Here is a 21425-nt window from a genome sequence, read left to right on the forward strand (position 1 = left end):
CCGACACTATAGGGTTAACGGCCTTGCTGCCAGAGCTGAGCCGCACCGCGCACGCCGGAACTATCACCCCATTTGGCCGGCGCCAGGGTCGCCGCCCATGAGTCGCTGAAGACATAGGGGCGGATCTTGCCCGGCAGGCGGTCGTAGAGTTCCGGTACGTTCGACAGACCGCCGCCGAAGATGAAGGCGTCGGGATCGATCATGTTGACGGCAACAGCCAGGGCGCGGCCGAGACGATCGACCAGGCGATCGAAGGCGGCATCCGCTTCGGGATCACCGGCGCGCATGGCTTCGATGATCTGCTCGCCCTTCATGGCGCGGCCGGTGACGTGGTGGAAGTCGCGGGCAAAACCCGAACCAGACACCCAGGTTTCGAGACAGCTCTTCTGGCCGCACCAGCAGGTCGGTCCAGGGAATTCGTCGGCCTGCGGCCACGGCAGGGGCATGTGGCCCCACTCACCGGTGACGCCGTTCGCGCCTTCGACCAGGCGGCTATCGACAACCAGTCCACCGCCGCAGCCGGTGCCAATGATGATGGCAAAAATGGATTTGAGTCCCTTACCCGCGCCATCGATGGCTTCGGACAGGGCCAGGCAGTTGGCGTCATTGGCGAGGCGGACCGGGCGCTGAAGCGCAGCCTCGAGGTCCTCACGGAAGGTCTTGCCATTGAGCCATGTCGAATTGGCGTTGCGCATCACACCGGTACGCGGGCTCACCGAACCGGGAGCGCCGACACCAATGGTGCCGATACGATGGGCGAGATTGGGGTCTTTCTGGCGGGCCTCGGTTTCGACACGGCCAATCAGTTCGCACACCGTGCGGATGGCATCGTGGTAGTTGCCGGGATTGGGCTCCCTGTGCCGCGACAGGAAGTCTCCGTCCTGCGACAGGGCAGCGGCTTCGATCTTCGTGCCGCCAAAATCAACACCGACATACAACATTCAAAGGGTTCCGTGCAGCTATTGTTATATATCCCGTCCTGTGGCCGGACGGCTTTTAGGATAAGAATTGGCCTCCGGCGCGCCACCTTGGCAGCATTACCGGAGGCCGTTACGCGATTCAGTACTTAGTGGCCGCCGCTGACGCCTTCTTCGATGGCGTGGGTCGGCGCCTTGCGACAGGCGAACGAGAACCACAGCACGTAGACGTAGCAGATCAGAGGCGCGATGAAGCCCAGCGACATCGAACCCGTCAGTTCCTGGATCTTGGCGAAGGCCAGCGGCAGGAAGGCGCCACCGACGATGGCCATGCAGAGCAGACCCGAGGTCGCCGAAGTCGGCGCGGTCGAACGCTGCAAGGTCAGGGTGAAGATGGTCGGGAACATGATCGAGTTGAACAGGCCGATCAGCAGGGCTGCGAAGGCCGGGATCAGGCCCGTTGTGTTCGGCACCGACGACAGGATGACATTGATCATGCCGGTCGACTCGGTCGGGACCAGATCCTTGGTGAAGATGACGACCAGCGTCAGGGCGATAGCGCCCAGGGCCACGACGGTCAGCATGACGTAGTCGCGGATGAACTTCAGCAGGGCTGAGCCGGTGAAACGGCCGATCATGGCGAACAGCATGTAGAAGGTCGTCAGCTGGCCGGCCGACTGCGCCGGGATATTCAGGATGTGCTTCTGTTCAATGAACAGCAGCAGGTTCAGCGAGATGGCGACTTCGGCGCCGACATACAGGAAGATGCCGATCGAGCCGAGGTTTGCCCACTTCGACTTCAGGGCACTGAACGGCGAAACCAGCTTGCCGGTCTTGGGGGCGGCCGCCGTGATCTTCTTGCGCACCAGGAAGATGGCGAAGATGAATAGGGCTAGGGCAACGCCGATGGCGAGGTAGACGTTCGAGACGAAGCCCAGGGCTTCTTCGCGCATGACGTCGGTGATGACCACGTCCTTTTCGAAGATGGCGCCGTTCAGCAGGAACTTGGCGCCGAAGAACAGGCCACAGGCGGCGCCCAGGCTGTTGAATGACTGCGACAGGTTCAGGCGGAAGGCCGAATCTTCAGGCTTGCCCATCGAAGCGATCAGCGGGTTGGCCGCGACCTGCAGGAGGGTAACGCCCGACGCCATGACGAACAGGGCGACCAGGAAAATGGTGTAGACGTGGATGTTGGCGGCCGCGATGGCCATGAAGCAACCGGTCACGATGGCGCCGAGGCCGATCATGACGGAGTTGGCGTAGCCGAACTTGGACAGGAAGGCCGCCGAAGGCAGGGACATGACGCCGTAGGCAATAAAGAAGGCGAAGCCGGTCAGGTTGGCCTGGACGGGCGTCAGGGTGAAGACGGTCTTCATGGTCTTCAGAAGCGGGTCGAGCAGGTTGGTAACCAGCGCCCAGATGAAGAAGAGACACGTTACATAGACCACGGCGAGCGCAAGGCCGCCGGGTTTAGCCGTTGCTGAGGAAGAAGACATATACCTACCTGTGCACTGTTATGGTGAAAGCCGGCGCACACCTGCCTCCCCCGATTAAATAAATCAAATTGCAAAAAATGACTCTTTGCAAGTGCCTTCGGCGAAAAATGTGCGATTCTTCCGCCGTTATCGAGTTTTATCACATCGCCGCGCCGGTGCCAGACTGCGCGCCTCAGGCGAGAGCACATTCGTTAACGCCGGTATCTGATTTTCAGGAGCGAACGGGATGCGATATTTCCCGTCCATCTTCGACATGCTTACTTCACCCACACCAAACGGGCAAGGCATGTTACCGTTAACTTATATTTTTGTCCGACAATTCAATGTCTAGCTGCCAACGTTGTCAGCCGTGACGTTTCAATGGTTTCCGCAAGTTTTAGCTTGACCCGGCGGCAGAAGATGGGCTTTGTCCCCACGCTCAAAATCCCTTCCCAGACGAAGAGTCGTGCCTTGAAAATCCTTCGCCGCCGTAAAACCAAGATCGTTGCCACACTCGGGCCCGCAAGCTCGAATTTGGAGATGATGACACAACTGCTGCACGCCGGCGCCGATGTGTTCCGTTTGAATTTCAGCCACGGCAGCCATGAGGATCATGGCCGCAATATCGAGCTGATCCGTGAACTGGAGCAAAAGAGCAAGCGCCCGATCGGCATCCTGGCCGATGTCCAGGGCCCCAAGCTGCGTGTCGGCCGTTTCCTCGGCGGCGCGGTGGTGCTTAATCCGGGCCAGACCTTCCGCCTCGACCTCAATCCGACGCCCGGCGATTCGCGCCGTGCCACCCTGCCCCACCCGGAAATCATTGCTGCCGCCCAGATCGGGTCGCACCTGCTGCTCGATGACGGCAAGCTGAAACTGCGCGTCACCCACGTCCGCGATGACCATCTCGAAACCGTCGTCGTCATCGGCGGCCGTCTGTCGGACCGCAAGGGCGTCAACGTTCCCGACGTGATCCTGCCAATCCCGGCCCTGACCGAAAAGGACCGCGCCGACATGGAGTTCGCACTCCAGCGCGGCGTCGAATATATCGGCCTGTCCTTCGTCCAGCGTCCTGAGGACGTGATCGAGGCCAAGGGCATCATCAAGGGGCGCGCCTGGGTCCTGTCCAAGCTTGAAAAGCCGCAGGCCCTCGACAACCTCGAAGAGATCATGCGCCTCAGCGACGCCGTCATGGTGGCGCGCGGCGACCTGGGTGTCGAGCTGCCTCCGGAAGAAGTACCGCTGGCGCAAAAGCGTATCGTCATGGTCGCGCGCCAGATGGGCAAGCCGGTCATCGTCGCCACCCAGATGCTGGAATCGATGATTACGGCGCCGACGCCGACCCGCGCCGAAGCTTCGGACGTCGCGACTGCCGTGTTCGACGGCGCCGACGCCGTCATGCTGTCGGCCGAAACCGCGGCTGGCCAGTATCCGATCGAAGCCGTCACCATCATGGACCGCATCATTGCCCGCGTCGAAACAGACGATGGCTGGCGCGGCACGACCGACCGCCGCCGTCCGGATCCCGAAAAGTCGACATCTGGCGCCATTGCCGCGGCAGCGCGTCAGGTCGCCCAGACGATCGAAGCCGTCGCCATCGCCGCTATGACGAATTCGGCCTCTACGGCCCTGCGCGTTGCCCGCGAACGCCCAAATTCGCTGATCCTGGGCCTGACGCCGAACACCGAGACCGCCCGCCGTCTGGCCCTGACCTGGGGCGTGCACCCGGTCGTCACCCCCATCACCCACTCGATGACCGAAACAGTAGCCGTGGCTACCAAGCTGGCGCGCTCCGAAGGCGTAGCCGAGCCTGGCCAGGACATCGTCATCGTCGCCGGCATGCCGTTTGGCAAGTCGGGCTCGACCAACGCCCTGCGCGTCGCCCGTGTCACCCGCACCAACGCGGTCGAAGCCGAGTTCGACGACGGCGAACCCGAAGCGAAATAAGGCTTCGGACATTCCAGAATGAAAAACGCCGCGCTGTGAAAACAGCGCGGCGTTTTTATATCGGGATTGAGCTCTGGTTATTCTATGTAGTCCGGCGCAGTGATGCGCTTGCCTAAAAGCATGGCATCCGCAACGATGCGCAGCGGCTCGAAGTCCGCGTCCGACGACTTCGACTTGATCAGGTCATGGAAGTGCGCGTAGAGGCCCGGATATTCGGCCTCCTTCTCCTTGGCCATGACCTGGCCATCAATCTCCAGCTCGGCGCCGCCCATCGACAAGGTCAGCTTTTCGCCGGCTTCGGACTCGACAAAGATGCTCCAGGTCTGGACGCCGGCTTGCAGGAAGTCGTATTCGGCCCGCACCGGCACGCCATTGGTCGTCAGCATGTCCATCTCGACCTGGATCGGTGCTTCGCAATTGCCTGGGATATGCAGATTGGCCTTCTTGACCATGACCGCACCCGGCAGGATGCGCGTCACGATCGACAGCGAATTGATGCCCGGATCGAAGACGCCCATGCCGCCGGCCTCGAAGATCCACTTCTGGCCGGGGTGCCACTGGCGGACATTTTCCTTCCAGTGGACCACGACCGACTTCAGCTTGCGTGAGGCCATCCATTGACGCGTGCGCTCAACGGCGGGGGCAAAGCGCGAATGCCAGCTGGCGAGCAAGCTGACCCCCTTCTGCGCAGCCAAGGTCTTGATCGCCATGGCTTCGCCGAGCGTGGCCGCGGGCGGCTTTTCGAGGAAGACGTGGCGGCCGTCATTGATCACCTGCTGGGCGATGACGTGGCGAACCTGCGGCGGCGTACAGATGGCGATGGCCTCGATATCGGGATGGGCCGCGACCATGTCCTCATAGCTGTTGTATGCCTTGACGCCTTCTGGGCGCGAGCTGGGCGAACAACCGGCAACCAGGGTCAGCTTCTTATTGGCGTTGATCGAGGGGATGTGCTGATCCACCGCGATCTTGCCAAGACCGATCAAACCGATTTTGAGGGGTTTACTACCGAACATTACCAAAAGTCCCTTGTGTTAAGCGCTTGCCCGTTATTCGCGATGTCAGCCGAAAACGGCTGCACACCGCACTACCTGCATTTGTCCGAGTTTTTCCGTCCTCTTAGCACGGCCCAACGACTTAGCAATTATCATATTTATGATGGCTGCTCGGACAGCGCGTAAATTCGCGTCATCGGCATCCATTTCTCACCGGGCGCGGCAAAGGGCAAGGGCTGCTGGAAGTCCCACATCAGTTTTTCCCAGGCCTGGACGTCGGTGCTGGCGGCATCGGCGGCGGCCTTGGCGACGGGATCGAAGCCAGGTCCCGGCGTCAGAACCATGACCATGCGGTTGCCGACAAGGAAGATTTCGAGGGCCTCAATACCAGCCTCACGGATCGATGCATTGATGGGGGCCGGCACCTGTCCCGGCGCATGCCATTGCTTGTAACGGGCGATTGCGCTGGCATCGTCCTTGAGATCGAGGCAGAAATAGAGCTTGTCCATGTGGCGTCCTTTCGCGTTTCCATTTTCGCCACTCGTTCCATATTCCTCCCCCCAAGTAAATTTCATATTTGACGCACCCGTTCATATGTGATGAGCTAGCGGGAGAAAGCGGCCGGCAAAGATGCCGCATACACGAGGAAACTGGGACCATGTCGGAAGCGGCGAAGACGGACGCAAAAGCGTCAGCAGGCCTTTGGCCTATTATCCTGATTACCAGCCTGTTCTTTTTCTGGGGAATAGCTAACAATCTCAATGACATCCTGATACCGCAGTTCAAAAAGGCCTTCATCCTGACTGACCTTCAGACGGGACTGGTGCAGTGGGCTTTTTACCTGGGCTACTTCCTGCTCGCGCTCCCCGCGGCGTTCGTCATGCGCCAGTTCGGCTACAAGTTTTCCGTGGTCATCGGCCTGCTTCTCTACGCAGCCGGCGCCTTCCTATTCTATCCGGCCGCCGATAATCATCAATACAGCTGGTTCCTGGGCGGCCTGTTTGTCATTGCTTCAGGCCTTGCCTTCCTGGAAACCTCAGCCAACCCGTTGATCACCGTCCTGGGGTCGCCGGAAAAAGCAGCCTTCCGGCTGAACCTGGCGCAAAGCTTCAATCCACTGGGCGCCCTGTCCGGCATCTTCATCGGCCAGCAATTTATCCTGTCGGGTATCGAACACGACGAATCGGCGCTGGCGGCCATGACCGACGCCGCGCGCCAGGCCTTCTACATTTCAGAAGTCAAAGCGGTTCAGGGCCCCTATCTCGTCATCGGCTGTGTCGTTCTGCTTTGGGCGGCCCTCGTTCTCCTGTCGAAATTTCCCGCGGCGGCGACGCAGAACGCCCACGAAGATACCGGTGAGGACGTCGGCTTCTTCGCGTCGATCGGACGTTTGTTCGGTAAGCCGCATTTCCTGTTCGGTGTGGTCGCGCAGTTCTTTTATGTCGGCGCCCAAGTCGGTATCTGGAGCTTTACCATCCGCTACGCCCAGGCAGAGATCGGTCTTGGCGAAAAGGAAGCCGCCAACTACCTCTATTTTGCCCTTATCGCCTTTGCGGTCGGCCGTTTCTTCGGCACGGCGCTGATGAGCCGCATAAACGCCTCGCTGATTCTCGGCGTCTTCGCCGTGATCAATATCGGCCTGACCCTGTACGCAGTCGTCGCCGGCGGTCAGGACGGTCTCTATGCGCTCGTGGCCTCGTCCTTCTTCATGTCCATCATGTTCCCGACCATCTTCGCCACTTCGGTGCAGGGCCTCGGCAACCTGACCAAGACCGGCTCGTCACTGCTGGTCATGAGCATCATCGGTGGCGGCGCCCTGACCATGGTGATGGGCCTGATTTCCGATGCCAGCCACATCCGTACGGCCTTTGTCGTGACAGCCATCTGCTTTGCCGTCATCGCGCTCTACGCCTTCCGGACGAAAAATGCGGCGGCTCCGGTCGCAATGACGGGGCATTGATGATCATCGATTCGCACCAGCATCTCTGGCAGATCGGGCGCAACGGCCATGAGTGGCCCACGCCTGATCTCGCCGCCATCCATCGCGATTTTGGCCCGGATGACTTCCGGGCTGAAGCCGTTGCCGTGGACGGCAGTGTGCTGGTGCAATCGCAGCCTAACGACGCTGACACCGACTGGATGCTCGAAGTCGCGTCTGCAACGCCGTTCATCAAAGGCGTTGTCGGCTGGGCCGATCTGGAAGCCCCGGGCGCCCCTGCCCGCCTGGCAAGTCTCGCTGCCAAACCCAAGCTGAAAGGCATTCGCCCGATGTTGCAGGGGCTTGCTGACGATCAATGGATCCTGCGCGACGCAGTCCAGCCGGCATTGACGACGATCACCGATCTGAGCTTACGCTTCGATGCCCTGATCTTTCCGCGCCACCTCGCCGTCATCGACCAACTGGCGCGCGCCTGGCCGGCCCTGTCCATCGTCATCGATCACTGTGCGAAACCAGAGATCGGCAGTGGCGACGACGCGCTTTGGCGCGACGGCATGGCGCGCGTCGCCAACAATCCCAATGTTTGCTGCAAGCTGTCCGGCCTGGCCACGGAAATGGCCGACGGTCTGTCGCTCGATGCCGCGAAACCCTACGCCGACCATGTGCTGGCCTGTTTCGGACCCGATCGCCTCATGTGGGGCTCGGACTGGCCGGTATTGAACTTGCGCACCACCTATAACGCGTGGCAGGACTGGACTTTGGCGTGGCTGGCGCCGCAATCCGGCCCTACCCGCGACGCCATCTTCGGCGGTACGGCCCACCGCTTCTATCAATTGACTTAAAGACCGACATGCCCGATTCCGAATCCGACAAGACCGCCAAGTATCGCGCCCCAGCTCTCGAAAAGGGTCTGGACGTGCTCGAACTGCTGGCCTCTGCCAAGGCGCCGCTCACACTGTCGCAGATATCAACGCGCCTGGACCGCTCGGTCAGCGAGTTGTTCCGCATGGTCCAGGTGCTGGAGGCACGCGGCTATGTCGGTCCATCCTCGCGCGGCGACGGTTTCGAGCTCACCAACAAGCTGTTTTCGCTCGGCGTTTCGCGCGGCCCGAACCAGAACCTGCTGCTGAGCGCCCTGCCATTGATGCAGGAACTGAGCGACGAGACGCGGCAGGCCTGCCACCTCGTCATCGCGTCAGACGACCGCATGGTCGTCATTGCCCGCGTCGAAGCGCCTGGCGATATCGGCTTTTCGGTGCGCGTCGGCTATCAGCGTCCGCTATTCAAGTCGACTTCCGGCATCATCCTCTACGCTTTCCAGAAGCCCAATGTGCGCGAAAGCTGGTGCAACCACATGCGCCCCGGCCTGACGCCCGAGGAATGGCAGCAATTCGATGCCCAGGCCGACCGCGCGGTTGCGCAAGGATTTATAGCGGTCAAGAGCGGCTACACCGAAGGAGTCACCGACATATCGTGCCCGATTCACAACGACGTGTCGGTCATCGCTGCCCTGACCATGCCCTTCATTCGCTCGACCGAAAGCGCCGGCATGGAAGAAACGACGGCGCATCTTAAGGCGACAGCTGCAACCCTCAGTCGCGCCTTGGGGGCCTAGACGCTGTGCCATTCTTGAGAAAAACCATCGGCAAGACGGGCCTGACCGTTCCTGCGCTCGGCTTCGGCTCGGCGTCGGTCGGCAACCTTTATCGCGCCATGAGCGACGAAGCTGCGCAAACGACGCTGCAGTGTGCCCTGGACAAAGGCATTGCCCTGTTCGACACCGCGCCACACTACGGCCAGGGCCTGAGCGAACGCCGCGTCGGCGCCGCAATCAAGGGCCGCGCCGATGCCAGGGAAGAACCGGTCCTGTCGACCAAGGTTGGCCGCGTCCTGAAGCCGATGGCTCCGCCCCTCCCCGGTACGGAACGTCACGGCTTCATTGACGGCGATCCGTTCGAGCCTGAATTCGACTATTCCTATGACGGCGTCATGCGGTCGTTCAGCGACAGCCGCCAACGTCTGGGCGGCGCCACGATCGATATCCTGCTGGCCCATGACCTGGGCCAGGTGACGCATGGTGACCTTCATGCGCATCACTTCAAGGCCTTCCTCGACGGCGGCTACCGCGCCATGCGCGAACTGAAGGACGGCGGGCAGGTCAAGGCGATCGGCCTCGGGGTCAACGAATGGCAGGTCTGCGAAGAGGTTCTTGGCCACGCCGATCTTGACGTTGTCCTGCTGGCCGGGCGCTACACCCTGCTGGAGCAGACGGCGCTCACAAGCTTCCTGCCGCTGTGCGAACGCCGATCTGTGAGCGTGCTGGCCGCCGGCGTATTCAACTCCGGCATCCTGAGTGGTGGGACGGCCTATAATTACGCGCCGGCGCCGGAAGCGATCCGGTCGCGCGTTCAAGGCCTCAAGGCGGTGTGCGACAGCCATGGCGTGCCCCTCGCCGCGGCGGCCCTGCACTTTCCGCTTGCCCATCCGGCGGTCGCCGGCGCAATCGTCGGAATGGCCACGCCCTCCGAAGTCACGCAAAACCTTGGCTGGTTCAACCAGCCCATGCCTGCCGGCCTGTGGAGCGACCTCAAGGCCGAAAACCTGCTACCCGAGAATGCGCCGACACCGGCGCAGGAGAAAGTTCATACATGAGTACACACGCGTCATTCATCCTCCTGCACGGCGACGACAACGTCCTTGTCTGCCGGGCCCGCGCCGAAGCCGGTGAAACGGTTACGGTCGACGACACAGTGTTGACTCTGAGCACGACGATCGACGTCGGTCACAAGATCGCCCGCCACAACCTGGCCGTCGGTGACAAGATCTACAAATATGGCGCCCCAATCGGTTCGATGACGACCGATGCAAAAGCCGGCGACCATATCCATATGCACAACATGCAAAGCGATTACATCAAGACCCATACCCGTGAGGCGACCCATGGATAGTCTCAGCCCTGCCACTGCGCCTGCGCACATCGATCCCAACACCTTCACCTTCCCGGCCTGGCAGCGTTCTGATGGCCGCAAGGGCATCCGCAACGTTGTGGCTGTCGCCTATCTGGTCGAATGCGCCCACCACGTCGCGCGCCGTATCGTCGACAAGTCTGGCCGTGACGATGTCCATCTGATCGGTTTCCCCGGCTGCTATCCCAACCAGTACGCCCTGACCATGATGCAGGCCCTGTGCACCCACCCGAACGTCGGTGGGGTCGTTCTGGTGTCGCTCGGCTGCGAAAGCTTCAATCGCGAAGCCCTGCGCAAGGCTGTCGAGGCCTCAGGCCGTCCGGTCGAGGTCTTCGTCATCCAGCAGGAAGGCGGCACCGCCTCGACCATCCAGAAGGGCGTCGATGCCGTATCGCGTATCCGCGCCATCGCCGACGCCACGCCTAAGACCGAGATGAAGACATCCGAGTTGGTCATCGGCACCATCTGCGGCGGTTCAGACGGCACATCGGGGATCACCGCCAATCCGGCCGTCGGGCGCGCCTTCGATACCCTGGGCGCCATCGGTTCGGCCTGCGTGTTTGAGGAAACCGGCGAACTGATTGGCTGCGAAAAGATCATGGCCAGCCGCGCCGTCACACCGGAACTGGGCGCAGAGCTCGAAGCCTGCGTGCAAAAAGCCGAAACCTATTACGCGATCATGGGCTTCGGTTCGTTTGCGCCGGGCAATTCCGATGGCGGCCTGACGACGCTGGAAGAAAAGTCGATGGGCGCCTATTCCAAGTCGGGGTCTGCGCCGATCTGCGGCATCCTGAAACCCGGTGACGTACCGCCGACGGGCGGTCTGTACCTGCTGGACGTCGTACCGGATGGTGAGCCGCGCTTCGGCTTCCCGAACATCTCGGACAATGCCGAGATCGTCGAGATGATCGCCTGTGGTTGCCACCTGACCCTGTTCACCACCGGCCGCGGCAGCGTCGTTGGCTCGGCCATTTCGCCGGTTATCAAGGTCTGCGCCAACCCGGAAACCTATCGCCGCCTGGAAGGCGACATGGACATCGACGCTGGCCGGATCATGGAAGGCCGCGCCTCGCTCGATGAAGTCGGCGCCGACATTACCGACCTGATCCTGCGCGTGTCCGCCGGCGAACCGAGCAAATCGGAAGCCATGGGCCACCAGGAATTCATTCTGACCTACAAGGCGTTCGACCCTGTCGGCCCTGCTTGCTTGCCGCTCCGCCCAGCATCTGCACCGCAAGCGGTGCGATAGCGGGCTTCGCTTTTTATGCGCTCAGAGGCCGCGCAGGCTCGCCGCTTTCGCGGCGGCGGCCAGTCGGCCTTGCCAAAGCCATGGCTTTGGAAACTCTACAGAGGTTACCTATGGGACGTTTATCTGGAAAAACCGCGCTGATCACCGCAGCGGGGCAAGGAATCGGCCGCGCCACGGCGGACGCCTATCTGCGCGAAGGCGCTACCGTCATCGGTGTCGATATCAATGGCGACACGCTGAAGGATTTCGGCGGGATCAGCCACGTCGCCGACATCACCGATGCCGAAGCCATCAAGGCCTTGGCCGCCAAGTTCACCGACGTCGATGTGCTGTATAATTGCGCTGGCACGGTCCACGCCGGGACGATCCTCGAGTGCGACGAAGACGCCTGGCAGTTCTCGCTTAATCTCAATGTCACGGCCATGTATCGCATGATCCGCGCCTTCCTTCCCGGTATGCTGGAGCGTGGCGGCGGATCGATCATCAACATGTCGTCGATCGCTTCGTCGGTCAAAGGCATCCCGAATCGCTTTGCCTACGGCGCGACCAAGGCTGCCGTCATCGGCCTGACCAAGGCCGTGGCCGCCGACTTTGTTACGCAAGGTGTTCGCTGCAATGCCGTCTGCCCGGGGACTGTGGAAACGCCGTCGCTTTTACAGCGCCTGCGCGACACGGGTGACTTCGACAAGGCTTATTCGGAATTCACGGCACGTCAGGCCATGGGGCGCTTTGGCAAGGTCGATGAACTGGCGGCGCTGGCGGTCTATCTCGGCTCGGACGAGTCGAGCTTTACGACGGGCCAGGCGCATGTGATCGACGGTGGCTGGGTAAATTGACCGGCAGCTTATGGGGTGTGGGGCCAAAGAACGTTTCTTGGGACCCAACAGACTTACTGATATCAAAAGAAAAGCCTGGCCCCAAAAGGCCAGGCTTTTCTTTTGATTTTAAAGGCCTTGGGGCCGCAGGCCCCAAACCCCATTAGTCGTGCAGCGCCAGGTCCATCCACACCATGTCCGTCTGCCCGCTCTTCAAACAGTGCAGGCCAGAGTTCGGCTTGTTGAACGGATCCGGCATATGGTTGACCGGCTCGGCGCTGAAAATTTCCGGATCGTGCGTCGGCACAAATATTTGCAGCCAGTGGCAGTTCGGCGATGCCCTGAGCGTATGGGTCAGCCGGTCGCCTTCGAAAATCTCGGCCTTGCCCTTGAAACCCGTATAGCAGTTGTCGATGGTGATATCGTGTGTCACCGCATCACCATGCGTCCAGTCTTTCTTGACCACGCCGGCATGCCAGTTGCGCGGCAGGGCCTGGTCATCGACCAGCCAGACACCATCGACAGAGGCCTTCAAACGCGTCTGCGGCGTACGGTTGAAAAAAGGGTGAAAGCCCAACCCCGCCGGCATCGTCCCGCGCGCCAGGTTCTTGACGGTCAAAAAACAGCGAACTCCGCCGGGCCGGATTTCATAGACGACCGTTGCTTCATAGTCCCACGGCCAGGCATCCGGTTGATGGCGATAACACAACACCGCGCGCGTTGGAGAGGCTTCCACGACCGTCCAGGCGGTCTTCCAGCCATGACCATGCAGGGGGTGCGGACTATCGCGGAAATTGGACGGCAACTGCACCTTTCGGCCCTCGGCGACGAAAGCGCCATCCCGCAGGCGATTGCACCAGGGCACAAGTGGAAAACTGGCGGTCATAGACGCATCGGTCTGACCGTCCGCGGCCGGCCGCAGGGCGTTCCGCCCCTTGTGGGTAAGGCGCCACATCGCCCCGGCTATGGCCGGATTGACGTCTAGTACTGTGTCTCCCGCCGTGAGACGTAACATGTTCGCTTCCTGCTGGCATTTTATTATCGTTGAAAAAAGCGGGGACTCGTCGAGGAGCCCCCGCTGTTTACGCGTACTGTTTTCAGTATATGGGAAATCTTACGATTTCTTCCAGAGGCCTTCAATGGCTTCCAGCGTCTTACCCTTGGTTTCCGGTACGAACTTCCAGACGAACAGCGCCGCCAGGATCGCCGAAGCGCCGTAAACGTAGAAGGAGAAGCCATGGTTGAACATGGCGACCAGTTGCGGATTGCCGTCCATCATCGGGAAGGTTTGCGACACGATGAAGTTGGCGATCCACTGGGCTGCAACAGCCACCGACATGGCCTTGCCCTTGATCGAGTTCGGGAACATTTCCGCCAGCATGACCCAGACGATCGGGCCCCACGACAGCGAGAAACCGGCGATATAGACGATGGCCGCGATCAGGAAGGTGATGCCCGTCTGATGCGTATTATACAGGAAGCCGAGATAGATCAGCGAGACCGCCATAATAACGGCGCCCCAGATCAGCAGCGGCTTGCGGCCCAGCTTGTCGACCGTAAACAGGGCGACGAAGGTGAACAGCACCATGTCGAGGCCCAGGATGACGGTGTTCATCATGGCCGCGTCCTTGCCGAGGCCAAGGTTCTCGAACATGGTCGGAGCATAGTAGAGGACAGCGTTGATACCGACGACCTGCTGGAAGACCGACAACAGAATGCCAACCAGAAGGACAGCGCCGCCAAAGGAGAACAGCTTGCCGGAATGCTTGGTCAGGCTGCCGCGGATTTCATCCATGGTGGCGTCGATTGTGGCAGGATCATTGACCTTCTCCAGCACTTCGCGCGCCTTGTCTTCCTTGCCTTTCAGCATGTACCAGCGCGGCGTGTCCGGCATGAGGAAGGCAGCGAACAGGAACAGGCCAGCCGGGATAGCGCACGAGGCCAGCATGTAGCGCCAGCCAGTGGCGTGGATCCACTCTTCCGAGCCCATCTTCGCGATCTGCATATTGACGAAGTAGACCAGCGTGATGCCGACGACGATCGCGATCTGTTCAAGCGAAACGAAGAGGCCGCGTTGCTTTGCCGGCGAGATTTCCGAGATGTACATCGGCGAAATCAGCGACGCCATGCCGATGGCCACGCCCCCGAACATGCGGTAGATCATGAACGGCCAGATGCCTTCGACGCCCAGTTGCCCGACCGGGGCAATAAAGGTTTCCGGATAGGCCGACAGCAGCGATGAAACGAAGAACAGGCCTGCTGCGATAAGCATGCCGGCGCGACGGCCCAGTGCCGTCGCCAGCGGTCCGGCGATGGCCGAACCGATAACACAGCCGAGCAGCGCGATGCCAACGGCAAAGCCATGCACCGTGTTCTGGTAATCCACCGACCAGTCGGTGTGGGGCAAAACAAAATTGTACTTGATGGACTGTTCCGCGCCGGAAATGACGGCTGTGTCGTAACCGAACAACAAACCGCCCAGCGACGCACCTACGGCTAGCCCGAGTATCAGGCCCGTATTCACAGACTTGCCTGTGGACATGAAAGTCTCCCTAATTTGCGGGCTTCTACCCGCACGATGTTCCCTGGTCTCTGCGGTCCGGCACTTGGACGCACCTGTATTGCCGCTTAACGAAAGCTTAACCCTGAAGCCGCTTTTCAGCAAGCCCCTGAGCGCCAAAACTCCTATAAAACATAAAGAGTTAACGGCAAAAGAGGCCTTATATTACCGTGAAATTGTTAACGCTAACAGTGAAAACCGGTTATGGCGACGCAACATTCAGACAGCGCTTACCCTGCGTGAATTGGAAGAGGCCGGGAAATTCCGGTATAATTCAACGTCAACGCTCTCATCGCGCGGGTGTGCGGTCGCGATAGCCGGCTGAAATGGCACACCTATTGGAGGCCGGCTGCAATGCTCCGGGCGCTGTTATCTTTTTTTGTAAAAAAAGCTGGCGAATGCCGCTGCCAGTCGCCCCCGGGCCAATCATGTTCCGTGTCATTGCTACCAGCATAGCGATAACAGACCTGGATTCGTCACGGGCTTTCCGTCCGCACGGAATAGCGTTAGGAATGGCGAAAAGGGAACGCGCCATGTCTGCTGTCATCGACCGCCGCCACCTGCTAATGGCAGCCAGTTGTCTTCTGGCGCCAGGTATCGCCGTAAGCGCCCCCCGGCGTATCCGCGTCCTGATCATCGACGGCGTCAGCAATCACGACTGGCAGTTGACGACGAAGATACTGCGCGCCATCCTGACGCCGACAGGCCTGTTCGACATCGCGGTCTCCACATCGCCCCACACGGCCGACGCCCCGGGCTGGGATCAGTGGCGGCCCGATTTCAACGCCTGCGACGTTGTCGTCCAGACGTACAATGATATCAACGGCGGCCCGGCCTGGCCTGAGGCGGTCAAGTCGGATTTCGAGGCTTATGTCCGCAAGGGCGGCGGCGTCTACTTCCTGCATTCCGCCAATAACGCCTTTCCTGACTGGCCGGCGTACAATGAGATGATCGGTCTGGGCTGGCGAAAAAAGGACTTTGGGACTGCCATATATATCGATGCGCACGAAAAGCCGGTGGCGTTACCGGCTGGTGAAGGCGAGGACACGGGTCACGGACAGCGCTTTGATGCCGTAGTCCACAGGATCGGCGATCATCCTGTCCATAAGGGATTCCCGCGCACCTGGATGACGGCCGATGTCGAGCTTTATCGCTATGGCCGTGGCCCCGCGCATAATCTCACGGTCTTGTCCTACGCGCTGGAACCCAAGACCGGGAAGAACTGGCCGATGGAATGGACGGTGACCTATGGCAAGGGCCGGTCCTACGTCGCCAATTATGGCCATGTCTGGCAGGGCGACAGCCAGCCGGTCACCCTGCGCAGCGCCGATGTCCAGGTGGTGCTGATCCGCGCCCTGCAATGGCTGGCCAGGCGCAAGGTAGACTATCCTGTCCCCGCCGACTTCCCGACCGCTGAAGCCGTGTCAGTCCGTCCGGAGCTGCTCCTCAAATAAAACAGGCCCCGTATGAGCGGGGCCTGTTCAAGGTTTAGTGGTTATGCCGTGGAAGCTTCTCGGCAATCTTAGTATATTTGAGCGCCGGCTCCATCACTGCGCCGGTATGCAGCTGTGAGACCGTAGCGCGGTAGATTTCCTGCCAAGGCGTCATCGATTCCGGCACGGCCGGAATGCCGTCCTTCTTGCGTTCGGCAATCACCGCATCATCAACCAGCGCATTGCAGGCGCCGGTATTGAGGTCGATGCGGATCATGTCGCCGCTGCGCAGCCAGGCCAGGCCACCGCCGGCCGCGCTTTCGGGCGAGGCGTTCAGGATCGACGGCGAGTCAGACGTGCCGGACTGACGGCCGTCACCCAGAGTCGGCAGCGAGGTGATGCCCGCCTTCAGCAGCGCGGCCGGCGGCTGCATGTTGACGACTTCGGCAGAGCCCGGCCAACCGATCGGACCGGAGCCGCGAATAACCAGGATGGTGTTCTCGTCGATGCCCAGCGACGGATCGTCGATACGTTCGTGATAGTCGGTCGAGCCGTCAAACACGACGGCCTTGCATTCCAGAATATTCTCCTGGCCGGGGCGCGACAGGTAGCGGTCGCGGAACTCTTTGGAGATCACACTGGTCTTCATGATGGCGAAGTCGAACAGGTTGCCCTTCAGCACCATGAAGCCGGCGCGTTCCATGATCGGATCGGCAAGCGTGCGGATCATTTCGCGATCCTTGGTTTCCTTGCCCTTGATGTTTTCACCGATCGTCTTGGCGGTGACGGTCAGGGCGCCGGTCTCGATCTTATTGGCGACGGCCAGTTCATGCAGGATGGCGGGAACGCCACCGGCGCGGTGGAAGCGCTCGCCCAGATACTTGCCCGACGGCTGCATGTTGAGGATCAGCGGCAGGTCGTGCGCGGCCATCCAGTCGGCATCGGTGATCTCAACGCCGGCATGGCGCGCCATGGCGACGATGTGCGGCTGGGCATTAGTCGATCCGCCGATGGCGGCAACCGCTGCGATGGCGTTCAGGAAGGATGCCTTGGTCAGGATTTTAGAGGGCTTCAGGTCCTCATAGGCCATTTCGACGATGCGGCGGCCGGTCTCATAGGCCATCTGACCGCGCTCACGGTACGGCGCCGGAATGGCCGAGCAGCCGGGCAGCGACAAGCCCATGGCTTCGGCGACCGCGTTCATGGTCGAGGCCGTGCCCATGGTGTTGCAGTGGCCGGCCGACGGCGCCGACGAGGTTGCGGCGTCGAAGAACTCTTCCTCGGTGATCTGACCGGCGGCAAGCGCGCGGCGGGAGCGCCAGATGACTGTACCGGAACCGACCAGTTCGCCATTGTGATAGCCGTCGAGCATCGGCCCGCCGCTCAGCACGATGGCCGGGATATCGACCGCGGTGGCTGCCATGATGCCGGCGGGCGTGGTTTTGTCGCAGCCAGTCGTCAGCACGACGGCGTCGAGCGGATAGCCATGCAGGATCTCGATCAGCGTCATCATCGACAGGTTGCGGTCGATCGCCGCGGTCGGACGGCGGCAGTTCTCGAAGATCGGGTGGACCGGGAACTCCATGCAGATGCCACCGGCGGCGACGATGCCGTCACGGGCGCGCTTGGCCAGTTCCAGGTGGATGCGGTTGCACGGCGCGATGTCGCTGCCCGATTGGGCAAAGCCGATGATCGGTTTGCCCGAGCGCAGTTCGGCCGGCGTGATGCCGTAGTTCATGAAGCGCTCGAGATAGAGCGCGGCCAGGTCGATGTGGCCGGGGGCTTCGAACCATTCCTGCGACCGGAAGCGGCCGTTCGGCGTGGCAGGGCGGCGCGGAGCTGCCCTTTCGGAAAATTCAGACATGTTGGATCTCATTCTGGGGCAGACCGGGGATATCGACGTCGAACCGGAAAAGGCCACCCGCCAGCGGCTGATTTTTCAGCTCTTCCGGCGACAACCCCTTGGCGGCGGTTGTGGCATAGACGGTCTTCAGGTCATGACCGCCAAAGGCGATCTTTGTGACATTCGAAACGGGGAAGCGGACGCGGCGCAGCAGGCGGCCATCGGGCGCATAGCAGTTGACACCCCAGCCGAAGAACAGCGCGTTCCAGACATTGCCGGCGCTGTCGACAACGGGGCCGTCCATATAGCCCTGGCCATGGTCCTTCTGCGTCGCTTCTTCATTGGCGTAGCAGACGGGGCTGGCGCTGTCGGGCGGCAGAGGCTGGTCCAGTTGCGCAAAGACGCGCTTGTTCGACAGGTGGCCGTCATCGCTGAGGTCGAAGGCGTAGATGACCTTCTTCAGGGTGTCGTTATGATAGAGGGTCTTGCCGTCGGGACTGACGGCCGGGCCATTGGTGATGACGTAGTCGTCGTCCATGACCTTCAGGCCACGCGCATCATAGCGATAGAGCTTGCCGTGGGGATGGTTTTCGTCATCGTCCATCGAGCCGAACCACAGCCGGCCGTGATGGTCGACATAACCGTCATTGAGGCGGTTGTTGGGAAGGCCCGGCTCGACGTGGGTCAGGAGCTCGAAATGGCCCTCGCGGCTGTGGCGATGCGGGTCGAAATCATAGAGGCCGGTCTTGCAGCCGACGATAAAGCCGCCGCGCTTTCTGGGTGCCAGGAAGCCACACGGCGACGGCGCGTGGAAGACCTGGTGCGAACCGATATTGACGTCATAGCGATAGACGCGCGACTGCTTGATGTCGACGAACCAGATCGCATGGTCCTTGCGCGACCAGACGGGACCTTCACCAAGCGTCGCCTTGAGGTCCCAGACACAGGTTGGTTCGAACAACTGGCTCATTCCGCGTCCCTGGTTTCGTTATCGCGAGCCCCCTCCTCCCTGTTTGCGGAGCGAATGGAGAGGTCTTGTCTCGGTACTGGGGTCTCTTCAAGCAAAAAAGCCAAACCGAAGCGACGGGCTGCCCCGAGCTTCGGTTTGTCGAAGCTTCCTTGCAGACCAAATGTTTTGCCTCCAGGCAAAACTTTGGTCTGAGGCGTTATCTCCAGCCGGCGTCGATCCAGTAGCCGTGGCCCGTGCACAGTTCGGCGTCGTCCGATGCCAGGAACAGGGCGAGGCCAGCGACGTGCTTGGGCTCGATACGGCCCGGCAGGCACTGGGCTTCGACGATCTGGCGTTCGCCTTCGGGCGTGTACCACTTCATCTGGCGCGGCGTCTTGACGTTGCCCGGGATGATGGTCGTGACACGGATATTGTCAGGCCCCAGTTCGCGGGCCAGGGCGCGCGTCATGCCTTCGATGCCGGCCTTGGCGGTTTCATACAGGACCAGGTCCGGCAGGCCGAGATGCCACGAAATCGAACCGAAGTTGATGATGGCGCCGCCGCCATTGGCCTTCATGCCCGGTGCCACGGCCTTGGCGCAGAACAGCAGGTGCTTGAGGTTCACGGCGATGCGGTTGTCGAAATAGGCCTCGGTGACATCGCCAAGCGAGTGGCGATCGTCATTGGCGGCGTTGTTCAGCAGGATATCGACGGTGCCGATCTGGGCCAGGGTGCGTTCCAGCGCCGGAATATCGGTCAGGTCGCACTTGTAGAAGGTCGCGGCGCCGGGAGGCAACTGCTCCGAAATAGTGTCGGCCAGGTCGATGAAGGAAACTTGCGCGCCTTGCTTTACGAAGGCTTCAACAAGACCCCCGCCGATGCCGGAGCCTCCGCCGGTGATAAGCACCTTGCGTCCCTTGAGGCTCGGATAGATGGCAGATGACATAGACTTATACTCTTCCCTTAGGGTGTTCGCCCTGATTTATGCTATTTTTATATTATGACGCCAAGGCTTGCGCGCGGGTGGTGTTTTTTGTGTCGAGAAGTCCGCGTCGCGCGAGGTTTTGCATCAGATCGGCGATGCCGAAGGTCCATTCGCGCGCGTCCTTCGAATAAACGACGCGGTTTTCCAGGCGTCCGAGCTTGGACGACGATACCTTGACGACGTCGCCAACCTTGTGGGTGAAGCCACGGCCCGGCACGTCCCGGTCCTGCGTCGGCGCGAACAGTGTGCCCAGCATCAGCACGAAGCCGTCCGGATAATGGTGCTCGCTCATGGCCTGGCGGATCAGTTCCAGCGGATCGCGACTGATCTGGGTCATGGTCGAACGGCCAACCAGCTCATAACCTTCCGGTCCGTCGATCTTGAGGTCCAGCTCGGCCGTGCGCACGTCTTCGATGGTGAAACCGTCGTCAAACATGCGTATGAACGGCCCCAGGGCGCAAGATGCATTATTGTCCTTGGCCTTGCCGAGCAGCAGGGCCGAACGGCCTTCGAAGCAGCGCAGGTTGACGTCATTGCCCAGCGTCGCGCCGACGGCGCGGCCGTGTGGCGTCACGACCATGACGACTTCGGGTTCAGGATTGTTCCAGGTCGAGTCGGAGCGCACGCCGATCTCTTCGCCCCAGCCCATGCTCGACAGGACCGGCGACTTGGTGAAGACCTCGGCGTCGGGGCCGATGGCAACTTCGAGATATTGCGACCACAGGCCGTCGTTGATCAGGGCTTCCTTCAGCTTGGCCGATTCCGCCGAACCCGGCTTCACCGAACGGATGTCGGAACCTACGCGTTCAGCCAGCGCATTACGGATGCCTTGTGCTTTGTCCGAGTCGCCACGCGCGCGTTCTTCGATGACGCGCTCAACGGCTGAGACGGCGAAGGTCACGCCGGCGGCCTTGACGCATTGCAGATCGATCGGCGACAGAAGCTGGTCGCCCTTGCGCTCACCGGCCCACGCCTTGCCGAAATCGAAATCTTCGAGCCTGCCCAGCGACTTGCCGCCAGACGGTACACCCGTTTCCGGCCACACCTTCAGCAACTGCGACACCGTCGGTGCCACGGGAGTCATGTCGAACACTTCACCATTCTTGACCAGGATCGGGGTTGGACCGTCCTCCGTTTGCAAGCGTCCGATCAGGGTCGCCGATTGCCAGTCTTGAGGTAGGAAGTCCGTCATAACATAAATCTCCGCGCTGTATTCGCGTATCGAAACCAAAGGATGTAGCTGGTGAGCCGCCGTTTACCGCGTTGTTGCGGTAATCCCGGACGCATGCCGCGCCTACCCTGAAACCCTTATTTTGTTAGCGCTACCAAATCACGCAGCGTGAAGACTATGTCAA

At 61.0% G+C, this 21425-nt stretch carries 19 protein-coding genes; 9 read left to right on the top strand and 10 right to left on the bottom strand.

Going from position 1 to position 21425, the window contains the following annotated elements:
* Positions 1-14: 14 nt before the first annotated feature.
* Both AC1DON_RS11300 and AC1DON_RS11305 read right to left on the bottom strand, forming a co-directional pair.
* The gene (locus AC1DON_RS11300) at positions 15-941 is read right to left on the bottom strand and encodes an ROK family protein (RefSeq protein WP_476934902.1); all 927 of its coding nucleotides are present in this window, start codon (positions 939-941) and stop codon (positions 15-17) included.
* A gap of 125 nt (positions 942-1066) precedes the next feature.
* Positions 1067-2413, bottom strand: a complete 1347-nt coding sequence (locus AC1DON_RS11305; protein ID WP_476934903.1) for a sugar MFS transporter — start codon at positions 2411-2413, stop codon at positions 1067-1069.
* 399 nt (positions 2414-2812) lie between these two features.
* Between AC1DON_RS11305 and pyk the strand changes: the two genes are divergently transcribed.
* Positions 2813-4336, top strand: a complete 1524-nt coding sequence (gene pyk / locus AC1DON_RS11310; protein ID WP_476934904.1) for a pyruvate kinase — start codon at positions 2813-2815, stop codon at positions 4334-4336.
* A gap of 77 nt (positions 4337-4413) precedes the next feature.
* On the opposite strand, the gene AC1DON_RS11315 is transcribed toward pyk, so the two are convergent.
* Together AC1DON_RS11315 and AC1DON_RS11320 are read right to left on the bottom strand one after the other, a co-directional pair.
* Positions 4414-5352, bottom strand: coding sequence for a Gfo/Idh/MocA family protein (locus AC1DON_RS11315; protein ID WP_476934905.1), 939 nt, complete (start codon positions 5350-5352; stop codon positions 4414-4416).
* A 137-nt stretch (positions 5353-5489) separates the two neighbouring features.
* Positions 5490-5840, bottom strand: a complete 351-nt coding sequence (locus tag AC1DON_RS11320) for an L-rhamnose mutarotase (protein WP_476934906.1) — start codon at positions 5838-5840, stop codon at positions 5490-5492.
* Positions 5841-5989: 149 nt separating this feature from the next.
* On the opposite strand from AC1DON_RS11320, the gene fucP reads away from it, so the two are divergent.
* From fucP to AC1DON_RS11355, 7 genes are all read left to right on the top strand, one after another.
* On the top strand, positions 5990-7291 hold the full coding sequence (fucP, locus tag AC1DON_RS11325; protein ID WP_476934907.1) for an L-fucose:H+ symporter permease: 1302 nt from the start codon (positions 5990-5992) through the stop codon (positions 7289-7291).
* Positions 7291-8112, top strand: a complete 822-nt coding sequence (locus AC1DON_RS11330; RefSeq protein WP_476934908.1) for an amidohydrolase family protein — start codon at positions 7291-7293, stop codon at positions 8110-8112. Before fucP ends, AC1DON_RS11330 begins: the two co-directional genes overlap by 1 nt.
* An 8-nt stretch (positions 8113-8120) precedes the next feature.
* Complete coding sequence (locus tag AC1DON_RS11335; protein WP_476934909.1) at positions 8121-8885, top strand: IclR family transcriptional regulator; 765 nt, start codon at positions 8121-8123, stop codon at positions 8883-8885.
* A 5-nt stretch (positions 8886-8890) separates the two neighbouring features.
* Positions 8891-9922: an aldo/keto reductase gene (locus AC1DON_RS11340; protein ID WP_476934910.1), complete on the top strand. Its 1032-nt coding sequence runs from the start codon at positions 8891-8893 to the stop codon at positions 9920-9922.
* Complete coding sequence (locus AC1DON_RS11345) at positions 9919-10218, top strand: UxaA family hydrolase (protein WP_476934911.1); 300 nt, start codon at positions 9919-9921, stop codon at positions 10216-10218. Before AC1DON_RS11340 ends, AC1DON_RS11345 begins: the two co-directional genes overlap by 4 nt.
* Positions 10211-11485, top strand: coding sequence for a UxaA family hydrolase (locus tag AC1DON_RS11350; RefSeq protein ID WP_476934912.1), 1275 nt, complete (start codon positions 10211-10213; stop codon positions 11483-11485). The genes AC1DON_RS11345 and AC1DON_RS11350 overlap by 8 nt, the downstream gene beginning before the upstream one ends.
* A gap of 110 nt (positions 11486-11595) precedes the next feature.
* Entirely contained in the window at positions 11596-12321 is a 726-nt protein-coding gene (locus AC1DON_RS11355) for an SDR family oxidoreductase (RefSeq protein WP_476934913.1), read from the top strand.
* A 142-nt stretch (positions 12322-12463) separates the two neighbouring features.
* On the opposite strand, the gene AC1DON_RS11360 is transcribed toward AC1DON_RS11355, so the two are convergent.
* Positions 12464-13315 (bottom strand): aldose 1-epimerase, encoded by an 852-nt coding sequence (locus AC1DON_RS11360; protein ID WP_476934914.1) that lies wholly within the window; start codon positions 13313-13315, stop codon positions 12464-12466.
* A 99-nt stretch (positions 13316-13414) separates the two neighbouring features.
* A complete protein-coding gene (locus tag AC1DON_RS11365) occupies positions 13415-14842 on the bottom strand; it encodes a sugar porter family MFS transporter (protein ID WP_476934915.1) in 1428 nt (475 codons plus the stop codon).
* Between the two features lie 551 nt (positions 14843-15393).
* Here AC1DON_RS11365 and AC1DON_RS11370 point away from each other — a divergent pair.
* Positions 15394-16314 carry a ThuA domain-containing protein gene (locus tag AC1DON_RS11370; protein WP_476934916.1) on the top strand — a complete coding sequence of 307 codons (921 nt, stop codon included), beginning with the start codon at positions 15394-15396 and terminating at the stop codon, positions 16312-16314.
* 34 nt (positions 16315-16348) lie between these two features.
* Here the strand turns inward: AC1DON_RS11370 and AC1DON_RS11375 are convergent, their stop codons facing one another.
* The 4 genes from AC1DON_RS11375 to AC1DON_RS11390 all read right to left on the bottom strand — a co-directional run bounded on the left by AC1DON_RS11375 (position 16349) and on the right by AC1DON_RS11390 (position 21262).
* Positions 16349-18157 (bottom strand): IlvD/Edd family dehydratase, encoded by a 1809-nt coding sequence (locus tag AC1DON_RS11375; RefSeq protein WP_476934917.1) that lies wholly within the window; start codon positions 18155-18157, stop codon positions 16349-16351.
* Positions 18150-19106, bottom strand: a complete 957-nt coding sequence (locus tag AC1DON_RS11380) for an SMP-30/gluconolactonase/LRE family protein (protein WP_476934918.1) — start codon at positions 19104-19106, stop codon at positions 18150-18152. Before AC1DON_RS11380 ends, AC1DON_RS11375 begins: the two co-directional genes overlap by 8 nt.
* A 196-nt stretch (positions 19107-19302) precedes the next feature.
* Positions 19303-20031 (bottom strand): D-xylose 1-dehydrogenase, encoded by a 729-nt coding sequence (xylB, locus tag AC1DON_RS11385; RefSeq protein WP_476934919.1) that lies wholly within the window; start codon positions 20029-20031, stop codon positions 19303-19305.
* A 52-nt stretch (positions 20032-20083) separates the two neighbouring features.
* A complete protein-coding gene (locus AC1DON_RS11390) occupies positions 20084-21262 on the bottom strand; it encodes a fumarylacetoacetate hydrolase family protein (protein WP_476934920.1) in 1179 nt (392 codons plus the stop codon).
* Positions 21263-21425: the final 163 nt, after the last annotated feature.

This window comes from Asticcacaulis sp. P4_H10 (assembly GCF_056400965.1).

Bases quoted from the DNA above. Each gene is read 5' to 3' on its own strand.
- AC1DON_RS11355 (WP_476934913.1), top strand. From the start codon at position 11,596: ATGGGACGTTTATCTGGAAAAACCGCGCTGATCACCGCAGCGGGGCAA.
- fucP (WP_476934907.1), top strand. From the start codon at position 5,990: ATGTCGGAAGCGGCGAAGACGGACGCAAAAGCGTCAGCAGGCCTTTGG.
- AC1DON_RS11370 (WP_476934916.1), top strand. From the start codon at position 15,394: ATGTCTGCTGTCATCGACCGCCGCCACCTGCTAATGGCAGCCAGTTGT.
- AC1DON_RS11345 (WP_476934911.1), top strand. From the start codon at position 9,919: ATGAGTACACACGCGTCATTCATCCTCCTGCACGGCGACGACAACGTC.
- pyk (WP_476934904.1), top strand. From the start codon at position 2,813: ATGGGCTTTGTCCCCACGCTCAAAATCCCTTCCCAGACGAAGAGTCGT.
- AC1DON_RS11360 (WP_476934914.1), bottom strand. From the start codon at position 13,315: ATGTTACGTCTCACGGCGGGAGACACAGTACTAGACGTCAATCCGGCC.
- AC1DON_RS11365 (WP_476934915.1), bottom strand. From the start codon at position 14,842: ATGTCCACAGGCAAGTCTGTGAATACGGGCCTGATACTCGGGCTAGCC.
- AC1DON_RS11300 (WP_476934902.1), bottom strand. From the start codon at position 941: ATGTTGTATGTCGGTGTTGATTTTGGCGGCACGAAGATCGAAGCCGCT.
- AC1DON_RS11335 (WP_476934909.1), top strand. From the start codon at position 8,121: ATGCCCGATTCCGAATCCGACAAGACCGCCAAGTATCGCGCCCCAGCT.
- AC1DON_RS11350 (WP_476934912.1), top strand. From the start codon at position 10,211: ATGGATAGTCTCAGCCCTGCCACTGCGCCTGCGCACATCGATCCCAAC.
- AC1DON_RS11390 (WP_476934920.1), bottom strand. From the start codon at position 21,262: ATGACGGACTTCCTACCTCAAGACTGGCAATCGGCGACCCTGATCGGA.
- AC1DON_RS11320 (WP_476934906.1), bottom strand. From the start codon at position 5,840: ATGGACAAGCTCTATTTCTGCCTCGATCTCAAGGACGATGCCAGCGCA.
- AC1DON_RS11305 (WP_476934903.1), bottom strand. From the start codon at position 2,413: ATGTCTTCTTCCTCAGCAACGGCTAAACCCGGCGGCCTTGCGCTCGCC.
- AC1DON_RS11315 (WP_476934905.1), bottom strand. From the start codon at position 5,352: ATGTTCGGTAGTAAACCCCTCAAAATCGGTTTGATCGGTCTTGGCAAG.
- AC1DON_RS11375 (WP_476934917.1), bottom strand. From the start codon at position 18,157: ATGTCTGAATTTTCCGAAAGGGCAGCTCCGCGCCGCCCTGCCACGCCG.
- xylB (WP_476934919.1), bottom strand. From the start codon at position 20,031: ATGTCATCTGCCATCTATCCGAGCCTCAAGGGACGCAAGGTGCTTATC.
- AC1DON_RS11330 (WP_476934908.1), top strand. From the start codon at position 7,291: ATGATCATCGATTCGCACCAGCATCTCTGGCAGATCGGGCGCAACGGC.
- AC1DON_RS11380 (WP_476934918.1), bottom strand. From the start codon at position 19,106: ATGAGCCAGTTGTTCGAACCAACCTGTGTCTGGGACCTCAAGGCGACG.